We start from the raw sequence: 14,144 nt of genomic DNA, 5'->3' as shown, positions 1-14,144 counted from the left end.
TGCGTGACAATTCCATGACAATCGAGTGACGGGTCTGTCGCTGGGTGGGGAAGTTAAAGTGGCTAGGATTTCGAAAGGCGCAGGCAAAGCCGCGCCACAGTTTCTGGAAGACGATCCTTCCACCGGCTACCTGCCGGGACGGAAGTGGCCGACCATACGCTATGGGCTGACCAGCCTGCTGATCGCGGCCGTCCTGGTGTTCGCCATCGAATTGATCGTGCGCGGCGACTTCGCCGGCACGGTTTCCTTCTTCCTGCAGCCGCTCAAGCCGGGCTGGACCACGATCGTGGTGTTCGCACTGGTTCTGGTCGGCCTCGATGCCGTTTTCGGCCGCAGCTATCAAAGCCTGATGATCGTCGCGCCGCTGACGCTCTCGCTGGCTTTCATCGGTCACCAGAAATCGCATTATCTCGGCGATCCCCTCTACCCGACCGATTTCCTCTACTCCCGCCAGATCGTGGCGCTGCTGCCGCTTCTGGTGCGTGACCGTCCGATGACTGCCCTTGCCATGATTGTCGGCATCGTCGCCGGCCTGTCGCTGCTCATCTATGGCTGGCGGGTCTGGCGTCGAAAAGTGCCCATACTCAGCCGCAAGGGCCGTCTCGCCCGGCTGACGCTGGCCGTGCCGCTGCTCGCCTTCTTCGTCTCGATCATGGACTATGCCACCTTCTCCTGGACCCGGGACCGGCTGCAGATCATCCCGATCATGTGGGACCAGAAGGAAAATTACGCCTCCAACGGCTTTGCGCTCGCCTTCGCGCTGAACGTGCCGATGGCGCATGTCTCGGCGCCGCCAGGCTATTCGGAAAAGGCGATCGCGGCCATCGACAGGCCGCAGGTGACCGCCTCGGTGCCCCAGGAAAAGCCCGACATCATCGTCGTCATGAGCGAATCCTTCTGGGATCCGACCAAGCTGCCCGGGGTCACCATCACGCCCGATCCGATCCCCAACGTGCGGGCGCTGCGTTCGGGCTCCATGTTCTCACCCGAATTCGGCGGCATGACCGCCAATATCGAGTTCGAGGCACTGACCGGCTTCTCCAACGCCTTCCTGCCGGCCGGCAGCATCCCCTACCAGCAATATGTGCGCACGCCGACGCCGTCGCTGGCGACCTTCCTGAAGAGGGAGGGCTACAGGGCGCGCGCCATCCATCCGGGCACCAACTGGTTCTGGAACCGCGGCGCGGTCTATGCCGATTTCGGCTTCGACGACTTCAGATCGGAAGAGACGCTGCCGCCGATGCAAAAGCGCGGGCCGCTGGCATCCGACGCGGCGATGACGGACGAGATCATCAGCGAGGCCGATGCCAGCGATGCCCCGGTGTTCTTCTTTGCCGTCAGCCTGCAGAACCACGGCCCTTACGAGCCGAACCGCTACTATAATCCGACCCACACCGTGCAGGCCCCGATCAGCCAATGGGCGCGTGAATCGCTGCTGAGTTACACCGAGGGCTCGGCCGACGCGGACCGCGGTCTCGAACGCCTGGTCGAATGGGCAAAGAAACGCTCTCGCCCCACCGTCATCGCCTTCTTCGGCGACCATCTGCCGCCGCTTGGGCCGGTCTATGTAGAGACCGGGTTCATGAAGGACAATGTCGCGCCGCGCAAGGAGGCTTCCGCCGAGGCGGCGCTGGAGCATCATCAGACGCCACTGGTCATCTGGTCGAACCGCACAGGCCCTGCCAAGGACATGGGCGCCGTCAGTCCCGCCTTCCTGCCCTATCACATCCTGAAAACGGCCGGCATCACCCACCCCTACTATACCGGCTTCCTGGGCGAGATGCGCGAACGCTACCGCGTGGTCGACCGCAATCTGCTGCTGACGCCGGCGGGAGAAGCCACGCCCGATTGGGCGCGGCAAAAGCAGATCGACCCGGCGATCCGCGACTTCCGGCTGCTGCAATACGACATGATGTTCGGCAAACGCCACGCGGCGCCCGACTTCTTCCCCGAAACGGTGGACAAGGTCGTCGCCCATATGAGCTGAAATTCGCGGCATCCTTCCAGGATGCCGCCCAGCGGGGTCGAGCGTTCAATTCGTCAGTTGCAATTTCGAGAATTTGTTGGCGATCTGCTGGAACACGTTCGGCAATTTGTTTGGATCGTTGACGGCATAGTAGTCGCTGGGATCCGAGGCGCACGCGCTGTAGAGCGTGCGGTTGGCGGCGGTGTCGGATTGCAGCACCATCGTGTAGATTTCGGCGCCCTGCTTCTTCAGCTGCGTGCAGACGCTTTTGGTCCATCCGTCGACATTGCGCGCGGCGGTGGTCTGATTGTCCGATCCAAGCCGACCGGCAGCGCCATAGGTTGAGCCCGCGAGAAAACCATAGGACGTATAGTCTGACTTGGTCGTCTCGTTGCTGGCGCCGTAGACGACATTCTCGCCGTCGGTGAGCAACATGACGATCTTGCTCACCCCAGGCGTCTTCCAAGGCGTACCCTCGGCGTATGGCGCACCCGGCGACAACACCCGCTGGCCCCAGGCCAGGCCCTCGGAAACATTGGTGCCGGACCCCGCCCATGCAAGCATCTTGGCGGCCTCGTTGCGAAGTTTTGTAAAGTCTTCGGTCAAGGGGACGATTGGCGAGGGACAGGACCGGTTTGGCCCCACCGTCAATTGCAAGGCGTTTGGATCGTTTGTGACCGCGGTGGCAATGGCGGTGTTCTGCGGCGCCACATATTTGGCGACTGTTTCAAGATCACCCCGCAAAAGCCCGGCAGCACTTCCAAGCAAGCCGCTCAGGTCTATTCCGAGAATATTCAGTCCGCCATTCCGAGCAAGTTTGGCCTCATCAGGGGCGTCGTCGATAAAGGAATTGTTGTAGTGATAGGCATCGTTTGAATAGCCGCTGGAAGGTCTCGTCCCCTTTCCCGGACTGTCCGGCGCGAAATAAGGCACGAACAGAGTGTCAGGGTAACGTGGATCAGGCGGCGTATCGGCGATATTAAGGACACCAGGCCGCGCCTCGACGCAGCCTTTCCAACCCGTATCCTCCCCCTTGCCGTCCTTCCACCCCGTCAATTTGGCGGCAGAGGCCGGATCTTTCATCAACTGCCTGAACAGCGCCATATGATTGGGACGCTTGTCGTTGATGACGGGGAAATTGATTCCATTGGTGGATGACTTGCCGTCCATGTCGATCCAGGACGGGTCGAACCCGTCGCCGTTGACATTGACAGCCGTGACGAAGGGTACCAGCGCCACGCGGACCTTGCGCGTCGGTGATTGCGCCGCTTCCAGATATTTGAGCAGATTGTCCGTCGCTGTCTTGAGGGCAGCAATTTTGGCGCCGGCCATCGAGCCGGTGTTGTCCAGAACCAGCACGACTTCGAGCTGGTTGTTCGATTCGACCGCCGAGGCATCGACCACGATGTGCCTGCTCTCACCGAGCAGGAAGGCGAAGTTCAAATCGACGTCAGCCGAGGCGACGGCCTTCGTCTTGACGAAGTTGACGCCCCTGTCGACCGTCAACGTGGCCCGCGCATTTGTGAGTTCGCCATGTCCGGCTACGTTGGCCTGGAAATAGCGGTTGAAGGCGTCGGTGCGGGTGATGTCCAGATCGCCGAGATGCGAGGAGGCGAGATTTGCCGCGTCGAGCGCATTCTGCAGGTTGCTCTTGGCCCGCATGATGGTGGAGACATCGGCTGCGAAGGCCACCGCCGACAGGATGGCCGGCAAGCCGATCCCGAGCAAAAGCGCGAAGTTGCCGCTTTTCGAGCGCCAGAATTTCTTGAGAAGCATCCTTACCCCCGGAAATGCCTAGCCCGTTGCTGACAGCGGGATGCCGCTTTTTGCGCCAGACATGATGAATCGGCGGTTGATGCCGGGGCCGCAACCCCATACAACCTGTCATGGTGGTTAAGGCCTGGTTTCCGGGAACCACGGAGTCCTATCGCCGCACATGCCGGTTTTCCGGCCCTGCGACATCCGGGATTGCCGCCTGCTCTTGCCTTCCACGTGGATTGCTATATAGACGCCGCCAATCTGCCGGTCCCAGCTGGGGGCTGAACGGAGGGCCGGAGGTTTTCGAAAACCTTCGCGTGAAGCCAGAAGCGCTTCCGCCTCCCGTGTCTCCGCTCTCGACCGTCTCGTCATGCTCCTTTCTTCCCCGCTCCTGGCGGGTCAGAGAAGTTGCAGAGGCTTTTGCCGCCGGGAACCGGGAGAGAAACGAAGAAAGGCGAAAAGACATAATGGCTCTTTACGAACATGTGTTTCTTGCCCGGCAGGACCTCTCGCAGCAGCAGGTCGATGCGCTTGTCGAACAGTACAAGGGCGTCATCTCCGCCAATGGCGGGTCCGTCGGCCGGGTCGAGAACTGGGGACTGAAGTCCCTCACCTACCGGGTCAACAAGAACCGGAAGGCATACTACACGCTGATGGATCTTGACTGCCCGCCGGCAGCGCTCAACGAAATGGAGCGCCAGATGGGCCTGTCCGAGGACGTGCTGCGTTTCCTGACCATCAAGGTCGATGCGCACGAGGAAGGTCCTTCCGCCATGATGCAGAAGCGCGAAGAGCGCTCGGAACGCGGCGGCTTCGGCGACCGTGACCGCGGCGACCGCGGTCCGCGCTCGTTCGGCGACCGTGATCGCGGCGATCGTCCGCCACGCAGCTTCGGCGGCGACGCCGGTGGCGATCGTGGTCCGCGCCGTCCGCGCGAAGGCTTTGAAGGGGGTGCAGAATAATGGTCGACATCAACCAGATCCCGACCCGGCGCCCGTTCCATCGCCGCCGCAAGACCTGCCCGTTCTCGGGCGCCAACGCGCCCAAGATCGATTACAAGGACGTGCGCCTCCTGCAGCGCTACATTTCCGAGCGCGGCAAGATCGTGCCGTCGCGCATCACCGCCGTCAGCCAGAAGAAGCAGCGCGAGCTCGCCAAGGCGATCAAGCGCGCCCGCTTCCTCGGCCTGCTGCCCTACGTGGTTCGCTAATCCTTGACGCGGGCGGCTCCGCCGCCCGCTTCTCTTCCACGGCGACGGGCGCCGCTGGGTTGCGCATCAAATCCCGAGTTGAGGCCAAAAGCCTCTAACTGCCGCGACAGGCAGGACAGCGACACCGGCGGCAACGCCCTTTTGCTTCCTGACCTGTTCCAAAGAATTTCGCACCGATCCCGTGATTGGCGCCCTAACCAAAAGGAACAAAACCATGGAAGTCATTCTTCTCGAACGCGTTTCCCGCCTCGGCCAAATGGGCGACACCGTCAAGGTCAAGGACGGCTTTGCCCGCAATTTCCTGTTGCCGCAGGGCAAGGCGCTGCGCGCCAACGAAGCCAACAAGAAGAAGTTCGAAGGCCAGCGCGCGCAGCTCGAAGCCCGCAACCTCGAGCGGAAGTCCGAAGCCTCGCAGGTCGCCGAACAGCTCGACGGCAAGAGCTTCATCGCCGTTCGCTCGGCCGGCGAGACCGGCCAGCTCTACGGCTCGGTGTCGACGCGCGATATCGCCGACCTGCTGACGGCAGAGGGCTTTTCGGTCAACCGCAACCAGATCCAGCTCAACCAGCCGATCAAGACCATCGGCGTGACCAATGTGGCGATCGCGCTGCATCCGGAAGTCGAGGTCACGATCACGCTCAACATCGCCCGCACGGCCGACGAAGCCGAGCGGCAGGCCAAGGGCGAGACGCTGACCACCGCCGAGGCCATCTATGGCGAGGACATCAACGACAATGCCCGGCCGGAGAACTTCTTCGACCCGAACGCCGAGTTCGAGGGCGGCGAAGAGAACGCCTGACATCGGCGCGGCGCGCCTGCCGGCGCGCCGCATTCGGCTTCGGCCAATCAGCTCCGATCAGACTGGCAGCTCCGATCAGACTGGCAGTTCAAGCCAGACTGGACCAATGCCCGGGTTCACCACCTGGGCATTTTTGTGCCAAAAGGAACTTTTCGAAACCCTATATATTGATGCAGAGTAGGACAGCCTGTCTGACCGAGAGGGGACATTTGGGTCATGAATATTCTGTTGAAACGCGTTCTCGACCGCCTGGTGCGCACAGGCAATCTCAAGGTGACCGGCCCACAGGGCACGACATTCGTGTTCGGTGACGGCAGCGGCGAGCCGGTGCACCTGCACATCAAGACCAGGCACGCCGAGCGCGCCATTACCTTCGATCCGATGCTGGCCGTGCCGGAAGCCTACATGGATGGCGAACTCGACATCCTCGAGGGCGGCGTTCTTGGCCTGATGCGCATCGCTTTCCAGAACATGGGCAGCGGCGGCATCGACGCGACGTGGTCGAAAGCCATCGAAGGCCTGCGCCACGCTTTCCGCCGCCTGCAGCAGATCAACACCGCGTCGCGTTCGCGCCGCAACGTGCAGCGCCACTATGATCTGTCGGGCGACCTTTACCGGCTCTTCCTCGATGAGGACATGCAGTATTCCTGCGCCTATTTCGAGCAGCCCGACATGACGCTGGACGAGGCGCAGGCAGCCAAGAAGCGCCACATTGCCGCCAAGCTCAGGCTGAAGGCCGGGCAGACGGTGCTCGACATCGGCTCCGGCTGGGGCGGGCTAGGCCTCTACCTCGCCAAGGCCTTCGACGTCGACGTACAGGGCGTGACACTGTCGACCGAGCAGCACGGTGTCGCCACCGACCGGGCGCATGCCCAGGGCCTGGAAAACCACGTTCATTTCGAGCTGAAGGATTACCGCGAACTCAACGAACGCTTCGACCGCATCGTTTCGGTCGGCATGTTCGAACATGTCGGGGTCAACCATTACCGCACCTTCTTCGACAAGAGCGCGACGTTGCTGAAGCCTGATGGCGTCATGCTCCTGCACACGATCGGCCGCTCCGGCGTGCCGTGGGCGACCAGCGCCTTCATCCGCAAGTACATTTTCCCGGGCGGCTACATTCCCGCGCTTTCCGAAGTCATGCCGGCGATCGAGAAGTCAGGCCTCGTCGTCACGGACATCGAAATCCTGCGGCTCCATTATGCCGACACGTTGAAGCATTGGGGCCAGCGCTTCGCCGTCAACCGCGACAAGGCCAAGGCGATCTATGACGAACGCTTCTGCCGCATGTGGGAATTCTATCTGGCAGCCTCGGAAGCCGCCTTCCGCTGGCAGGATCTGGTCATCTTCCAGATCCAGCTTGCCAGGAAGAACGACACCCTGCCGATGGCGCGCGACTATATGGTCAAATGTGAAAAGGCGCTCGAAATGCGCGACATGGGCCATCGCGAAGCGGCTCTGGTCGAAGAGCCCGCCAAGCCCGCCCGGCGCCGCAAGGTAGCGGAGTAGGAACAGACCGCTTTGCCGCATTGGCGCTTGCCATTCCCGGCTCGTGCCCTGAAAAAGGCCTCGTGATCGTCGCGAGGCCTTTTTCATGACCTACCTCCTCTATGCAGCCGCGGCGCTCGCCGAGATCGCTGGCTGTTTTTCGGTGTGGGCGTGGTGGCGGCTGGAGAAATCGCCGCTGTGGCTGCTACCAGGGTTCGTTTCGTTGCTTGTGTTCGCCTGGCTTCTGGCCCTGGTGGACACCGGCGCGGCCGGCCGCGCCTATGCCGCCTATGGCGGCATCTACATCGCGGCGTCACTGGCCTGGCTTTGGCTGGTGGAAAGCGTGCGTCCCGACCGGTGGGACCTTGCGGGGGCGGCGCTCTGCATAGTGGGCGCCTCTGTCATCCTGCTCGCACCACGAGGGGCATGAGCCGTGGAACTGCCCGCCCCGCTTCGACAGGCCGTCGACCGTGCCCTCGAAAACGTGCCGCTGCCGGTGCTCAGGCAGGCGGCGAAAACCCTATCGGACCGTTACCGCGCCGAGATGCGCGACGGCCGCCTGCATATGGCGCAGGATATGGCGGTCAAGGCTTATCTGGCGACGCGGCTGCCGGCGACCTATGCCGCCGTCCGCGCCAGCCTTGACGCGGTGAACGAAGCCCAGCCGGAATTCGCGCCGAAAACCCTGCTCGATGTCGGCGCCGGCCCGGGCACCGTGCTTTGGGCCACGGCGGACCTGTGGCCCGATCTTCAGCATGCCGTTTTGCTGGAGGCCAGTGCTGCGGTGCGCAAGGTCGGCGAGGCGCTTGCCGCCGATGCAATCGCTGCCCGGATCGCCTGGCAGGCCGGCGACGTGACCATCGACCTTGACGGTTTGCAGCCGGCGGACCTGGTCACCTGCGCCTATGTGCTGGACGAGATCGCACCGGCATCCCTGCCCAAAATGGTCGATCGGCTGTGGCAGCTCACGACAGACACGCTGCTGATCGTGGAGCCGGGCACGCCGGCGGGCTGGCAGCGTGTTCTCGCGGTTCGCCGGCAACTGATAGAAGCGGGCGCGCATGTGCTGGCACCTTGCCCGCACGAAGCCCCCTGCCCGCTCATCGCGCCCGACTGGTGCCACTTTTCGCGGCGCGTCGCCCGCTCGCGCCTGCACCGGCTGGCCAAGGACGCCGAAGTGCCATGGGAGGACGAGAAGTTCATCTATGTCGCGGCTTCGAGGCAGCCGGCGCCAGTCCGCGCGGCGCGGGTGATCGCGCCACCGAAAACCGGCTCGGGCAAGGCGGCGCTCAAGCTTTGCCGGCCGGACGGCAGTGCCGGAGAGACGCTTTTCAGCAAGCGTGACGGTGAACTGTTCAAGGCGGCACGGCGGTCGGACTGGGGCGATGTGCTCGATACAGCGTAGGGATTCGGGTGACGATTGTTCTTGCTTTGTTCCAAACCGTCGCGTAGAATCAGCACCTTGTCGAGTCAATCGGAATCAGGGCACGGGAATACTGTCCTGTGGACGGTTTTTTGTTTCTGTGAACAGTGGGCATCAAATCTGCTTGGGTGATAACTGTTGCAGATAAGTCAGCACTCAATTTTCCGATTCTGATATCGAGAGACCGGGATCGAAATCGGGGACATCATGGCAGAGGCAGCGCGGAAATTCGGCGTGGCGGAGCAACCGCTCTATCGCGAGGCGCCGAACAACATCGAGGCGGAACAGGCGCTGCTCGGCGCGATCCTGGTCAACAACGATGCCTTCTATCGCGTCTCCGACTTCCTGAAGGCCAGCCACTTTTACGAACCCCTGCATCGCAAGATCTTCGAGATCGCGGCAGAGCTCATTCGCATGGGCAAGGTGGCAACGCCGATCACGCTGAAGACCTTCCTGCCGGCCGACGAGAAGGTCGGCGACATGACGGTAGCACAATATGTCGTGCGCCTGGCGGTCGAAGCCGTCACGGTCGTCAACGCCGCAGATTACGGTCGCGCCATCTATGACCTTGCGACGCGTCGCGCCCTGATCACCGTCGGCGAGGACATGGTCAACATCGCCTATGACGCGCCGGTCGACATGTCGCCGTCCGAGCAGATCGAGGATGCCGAACGGCGCCTGTTCGAGCTGGCCGAAACCGGACGCTATGACGGCGGCTTCGAGAGCTTCACCGACGCGGTCAAGACCGCGGTCGACATGGCCAACGCCGCCTACATGCGCGACGGCCACCTGTCGGGGCTGGCCACCGGCATGCGCGACCTCGACCGCCGCATGGGCGGCCTGCAATCGTCCGATCTGATCGTCCTTGCCGGCCGTCCGGGCATGGGCAAGACGTCGCTCGCCACCAACATCGCTTTCAACGTCGCCGAGGCCTATGTGCCGGCGCAGCAGGCCGACGGGTCGTTCAAGGCGGCGAATGGCGGTGTCGTCGGCTTCTTCTCGCTCGAAATGTCGTCGGAACAGCTCGCGACCCGTATCATCTCCGAACAGACGGAAATCTCCTCCTCGAAGATCCGCCGCGGCGAGATTACCGAAATGGACTTCGAAAAGCTGGTCGCCTGTTCGCAGACCATGCAGAAGATTCCGCTGTTCATCGACCAGACCGGCGGCATCTCGATCGCCCAGCTCTCGGCCCGCGCCCGGCGCCTGAAGCGCCAGCGCGGCCTCGACCTCATCGTCATCGACTATATCCAGCTGATGCAGGGCTCCAGCGCCAGGGCCTCGCAGAACCGCGTGCAGGAAATCACCGAGATCACCACCGGCCTCAAGGCACTGGCCAAGGAGCTCGCGGTGCCGATCATCGCGCTGTCGCAGCTCTCGCGACAGGTTGAAAGCCGCGACGACAAGCGCCCGCAGCTCTCGGACTTGCGCGAATCCGGCTCGATCGAGCAGGACGCCGACGTCGTGATCTTCGTCTACCGCGAGGAATACTACCTCAAGAACCGCGAGCCGAAGCTCGGCACCGACGAGTACATCAAGTGGGAAAACGAGATGAACGAGATGCGCGGCAAGGCCGAGGTGATCGTGGCCAAGCAGCGTCACGGACCGACGGGCACGGTCACGCTAGCCTTCCACGGCGAATTTACCCGCTTCTCGGATCTGGCGGAGGAACATCATATCGCGGAAAGGTTTGAGTAGCTTTTTTGACTCACCGTCACGCTCCGTCAAACCCCCTCTGTCCCGCCCACCTATCCAGCATCGGCGATCCCGAAGCAGGCCTCGCTAATGGCTAAATCCCGCGTCCAGTTCATCTGCCAGAACTGCGGATCGGTGCATCAGCGCTGGGCCGGAAAATGCGACGCCTGCGGCGAATGGAACACGCTGGTCGAGGAAGGTACGTCCGGCGGCATCGGTTCCGGGCCGGCCAATACGCGCAACGCACGCAAGGGCCGCGCGGTGGTGCTGACCACGCTTTCCGGCGATATCGAGGACGCGCCGCGCATCGTGTCGGGCATCGGTGAGCTCGACCGCGCCACGGGCGGCGGCTTCGTGCGCGGCTCGGCGCTGCTGGTCGGCGGCGATCCCGGTATCGGCAAGTCGACGCTGCTCACCCAGGCTGCTGCTGCCCTTGCCTCGAGGGGCCACCGCATCGTCTATGTCTCCGGTGAGGAGGCGGTCGCCCAGATCAGGCTGCGCGCGCAGCGCCTCGGCGTCGCTTCCACACCGGTCGAGCTTGCGGCCGAGACCAATGTCGAGGATATCCTTGCCACGATCGCCGACGGCAAGCGGCCGGACCTGGTGATCCTCGATTCGATCCAGACGCTGTGGACCGACCTCGCCGATTCGGCGCCCGGCACCGTCACCCAGGTGCGTGCGGCCGCCCAGGCGATGATCCGCTATGCGAAATCCACGGGTGCTGCGATCGTGCTCGTCGGCCATGTCACCAAGGAAGGCCAGATCGCCGGCCCGCGCGTCGTCGAGCACATGGTCGACGCCGTGCTCTATTTCGAGGGCGAAGGCGGCCATCACTACCGTATCCTGCGCACCGTCAAGAACCGTTTCGGCCCGACCGACGAGATCGGCGTCTTCGAAATGTCGGACAAGGGCCTGCGCGAGGTTGCCAATCCTTCCGAGCTGTTCCTCGGCGAGCGCCATGCGAAATCGCCGGGAGCGGCGGTTTTCGCCGGCATGGAAGGCACAAGGCCGGTGCTGGTCGAAATCCAGGCGCTGGTCGCGCCCTCCTCGCTCGGCACGCCGCGCCGCGCCGTCGTTGGCTGGGACGGCGCCCGGCTGTCGATGATCCTGGCGGTGCTCGAGGCGCATTGCGGCGTGCGCTTCGGCCAACAGGACGTCTATCTGAACGTAGCCGGCGGCTACCGCATTTCCGAGCCCGCGGCCGACGTGGCGGTGGCGGCCGCACTGGTTTCCTCGCTCACCGGTCTTGCCCTTCCCGCCGATTGCGTCTATTTCGGCGAAATCAGCCTTTCTGGCGCCGTGAGGCCGGTTGCGCATGCGCAGCAGCGTCTCAAGGAGGCCGAAAAGCTGGGTTTCGCAAGCGCGGTTCTGCCCTTGGGCAGCGAGGAACTTGCCGGAGGAATCGGGGCCGGCGCTTTCCAGCCCACCGAGCTCGCCGACCTCGTGGCGCGCATAGCCGGCTCACGGCGCAGCCGCGCCAACGACGAAGAATGACGGGCTCACCTGGTGGTGAGCGACAGGGAGTGGGGCGACAAAGATGCCGATAACGCTGCTTGACGGAATTCTCGTCGGCTTCACCCTGGTCTCGGCGATGCTCGCCATGGTTCGCGGCTTTTCACGCGAGGTCCTGTCCATCGTGTCCTGGGCGGCGGCAGCCGCGGCGGCGTTCTTTTTCTACAAGCCCGTGCTGCCCTACCTGAAACCCTACATCGACAATGAAAAGATCGCCATGGCGGCCTCCGCCGGCGTCGTCTTCATCATCGCTTTGATCGTCGTCAGCGTCATCACCATGAAGCTCGCCGACTGGATCATCGATTCCCGCATCGGCGCGCTCGACCGCACGCTCGGCTTCCTCTATGGCGCCGCCCGCGGCATTCTGGTGGTTGCCGTGGCCCTGCTGTTCTTCAATTGGCTGGCCGGCGCCAAGGCACCGGCCTGGGTCACGGAGGCCAAGTCGCGGCCGCTGCTGGAACAGATCGGCGCCAAGCTTGAAAGCCTGCTGCCCGAGGATCCGGAAAACGCCATCCTCAAGAAGCTCAATCCGAATCAGCCGGCCGCCGAAACGCCCGCCGCACCGGACGCACCGGCCACGGATGCCCCGGCGGGAGGGGACGATGCCAATGCGCCGGCTCCTGACGACAGCGATGCCGGAACGCCTCCCGCGGACAACGCACCGGCCAATCCGGCCCCGGCGGCGCCGGCGAATTGATGAGTGATCGGGCGCCGCAGAACAGGCGCCCGAGACTGGCGGTGATCGTGAACCATCGCCGGGCGCGTTGCTTTTACGACGCTGTCGCCTTATATGGCGATTTTAGCGGAGCTTGAGCCCCATGGCAGACGCAGACCACGTGCTTTCCGCGGAAGCTGACGATCACTTCCACGACGAATGCGGCGTGTTCGGCATTTTCGGCCGGCAGGACGCGGCGGCCATCGTCACGCTCGGCCTGCACGCGCTGCAGCATCGCGGCCAGGAAGCGGCCGGCATCGTCTCCTACGACGGCACCCAGTTTCATGTCGAACGCCATGTCGGCCTGATCGGCGACACCTTCACCAAGCAACGCGTCATCGACAGCCTGCAAGGCAATCGCGCCATCGGCCACACGCGCTACGCCACGACCGGCGGCGCCGGCATGCGCAACATCCAGCCCTTCTTCGCCGAACTGGCCGATGGCGGTTTTGCCGTGGCCCATAACGGCAATCTGACCAACGCCATGACCGTGCAGCGCGCGCTGCAGAAGCAAGGCGCGATCTTCTCCTCGACCTCCGACACCGAGACGCTTCTGCACCTCGTCGCCACCAGCAAGGAGCGCGATCTCAACTCGCGCTTCATCGATGCGGTGCGCCAGGTCGAGGGCGCCTTTTCGCTGGTGGCGATGACGGCCAAGAAGATGATCGGTTGCCGTGACCCGCTCGGCATCCGCCCGCTGGTACTGGGTGACCTCGACGGTGCCTGGATCCTGGCCTCCGAAACCTGCGCGCTGGACATCATCGGCGCGCGTTTCGTGCGCGATTTGAAGCCCGGCGAGATGGTCGTCGTTACCTCCAAGGGCATCGAGAGCCTGTTCCCGTTCGAGCCGCAGAAGACCCGCTTCTGCATTTTCGAATATGTCTATTTCGCACGCCCGGACTCTTCGGTCGAAGGCCGCAACGTCTACGAGGTGCGCAAGCGCATCGGCGCGGAACTCGCGCAGGAAAATCCCGTCGAGGCCGACATCGTCGTGCCGGTGCCGGATTCCGGCACGCCGGCGGCAATCGGCTTTTCGCAAGCCGCGGGCATCCCCTTCGAGCTCGGCATCATCCGCAACCACTATGTCGGCCGCACCTTCATCCAGCCCGGCGATTCGATCCGCCACATGGGCGTCAAGCTGAAGCACAACGCCAACCGCCGCATGATCGAGGGCAAGCGCGTCGTGCTGGTCGACGATTCCATCGTGCGCGGCACCACCAGCCAGAAGATCGTGCAGATGGTGCGAGACGCCGGCGCCAAGGAAGTGCATATGCGCATCGCCTCGCCGCCGACCAGCGCCTCCTGCTTCTACGGCGTCGATACGCCGGAAAAATCGAAGCTTTTGGCATCACGTATGTCGATCGAGGAGATGGCCGAATTCATCCGCGTCGATTCGCTCGGCTTCCTGTCGATCGACGGACTCTATCGCGCCGTCGGCGAGGCCAACCGCGACAACGAGCAGCCGCAATTCTGCGACGCCTGCTTCACCGGCCAGTATCCGACCCGCCTGCTCGACTTCGAAGGCCACGACAATGTGCGCACGCTGTCGCTGCTGGCGACGAGCGGCGCATAGGATTG

The 14,144-nt window shown here is 63.4% G+C and carries 12 protein-coding genes; 11 read left to right on the top strand and 1 reads right to left on the bottom strand.

Annotated features, from left to right (window positions below):
• The first annotated feature begins 58 nt into the window (after positions 1-58).
• On the top strand, positions 59-1,987 hold the full coding sequence (locus tag FJ959_RS29080) for an LTA synthase family protein (protein ID WP_246678907.1): 1,929 nt from the start codon (positions 59-61) through the stop codon (positions 1,985-1,987).
• A 45-nt stretch (positions 1,988-2,032) separates the two neighbouring features.
• Here FJ959_RS29080 and FJ959_RS29075 read toward each other — a convergent pair whose 3' ends face one another.
• Complete coding sequence (locus FJ959_RS29075; protein ID WP_140517845.1) at positions 2,033-3,742, bottom strand: pilus assembly protein; 1,710 nt, start codon at positions 3,740-3,742, stop codon at positions 2,033-2,035.
• Positions 3,743-4,191: 449 nt separating this feature from the next.
• On the opposite strand from FJ959_RS29075, the gene rpsF reads away from it, so the two are divergent.
• From rpsF to purF, 10 genes are all read left to right on the top strand, one after another.
• Positions 4,192-4,686, top strand: a complete 495-nt coding sequence (gene rpsF / locus FJ959_RS29070; protein ID WP_140494463.1) for a 30S ribosomal protein S6 — start codon at positions 4,192-4,194, stop codon at positions 4,684-4,686.
• Entirely contained in the window at positions 4,686-4,934 is a 249-nt protein-coding gene (rpsR, locus tag FJ959_RS29065; RefSeq protein ID WP_006203718.1) for a 30S ribosomal protein S18, read from the top strand. Before rpsF ends, rpsR begins: the two co-directional genes overlap by 1 nt.
• A 214-nt stretch (positions 4,935-5,148) precedes the next feature.
• The gene (gene rplI, locus FJ959_RS29060) at positions 5,149-5,733 is read left to right on the top strand and encodes a 50S ribosomal protein L9 (protein WP_140494465.1); all 585 of its coding nucleotides are present in this window, start codon (positions 5,149-5,151) and stop codon (positions 5,731-5,733) included.
• A 216-nt stretch (positions 5,734-5,949) separates the two neighbouring features.
• Positions 5,950-7,242, top strand: coding sequence for a cyclopropane-fatty-acyl-phospholipid synthase family protein (locus FJ959_RS29055; protein ID WP_140633415.1), 1,293 nt, complete (start codon positions 5,950-5,952; stop codon positions 7,240-7,242).
• Positions 7,243-7,327: 85 nt separating this feature from the next.
• The gene (locus FJ959_RS29050; RefSeq protein WP_140633413.1) at positions 7,328-7,651 is read left to right on the top strand and encodes a YnfA family protein; all 324 of its coding nucleotides are present in this window, start codon (positions 7,328-7,330) and stop codon (positions 7,649-7,651) included.
• A 3-nt stretch (positions 7,652-7,654) separates the two neighbouring features.
• Complete coding sequence (locus tag FJ959_RS29045; RefSeq protein ID WP_140633411.1) at positions 7,655-8,626, top strand: small ribosomal subunit Rsm22 family protein; 972 nt, start codon at positions 7,655-7,657, stop codon at positions 8,624-8,626.
• 225 nt (positions 8,627-8,851) lie between these two features.
• Positions 8,852-10,342: a replicative DNA helicase gene (locus FJ959_RS29040; protein ID WP_140494474.1), complete on the top strand. Its 1,491-nt coding sequence runs from the start codon at positions 8,852-8,854 to the stop codon at positions 10,340-10,342.
• An 87-nt stretch (positions 10,343-10,429) separates the two neighbouring features.
• On the top strand, positions 10,430-11,833 hold the full coding sequence (radA, locus tag FJ959_RS29035; RefSeq protein ID WP_140494476.1) for a DNA repair protein RadA: 1,404 nt from the start codon (positions 10,430-10,432) through the stop codon (positions 11,831-11,833).
• Positions 11,834-11,876: 43 nt separating this feature from the next.
• Positions 11,877-12,548: a CvpA family protein gene (locus tag FJ959_RS29030; protein WP_140494478.1), complete on the top strand. Its 672-nt coding sequence runs from the start codon at positions 11,877-11,879 to the stop codon at positions 12,546-12,548.
• A 121-nt stretch (positions 12,549-12,669) separates the two neighbouring features.
• A complete protein-coding gene (gene purF, locus FJ959_RS29025) occupies positions 12,670-14,139 on the top strand; it encodes an amidophosphoribosyltransferase (RefSeq protein WP_140494480.1) in 1,470 nt (489 codons plus the stop codon).
• Positions 14,140-14,144: the final 5 nt, after the last annotated feature.

The organism is Mesorhizobium sp. B2-2-4 (genome assembly GCF_006442375.1).
Taxonomy (GTDB): Bacteria; Pseudomonadota; Alphaproteobacteria; order Rhizobiales; family Rhizobiaceae; genus Mesorhizobium.
Note: the sequence above shows the minus strand (reverse complement) of the source record. Positions and strands in the feature narration are given on the sequence as shown.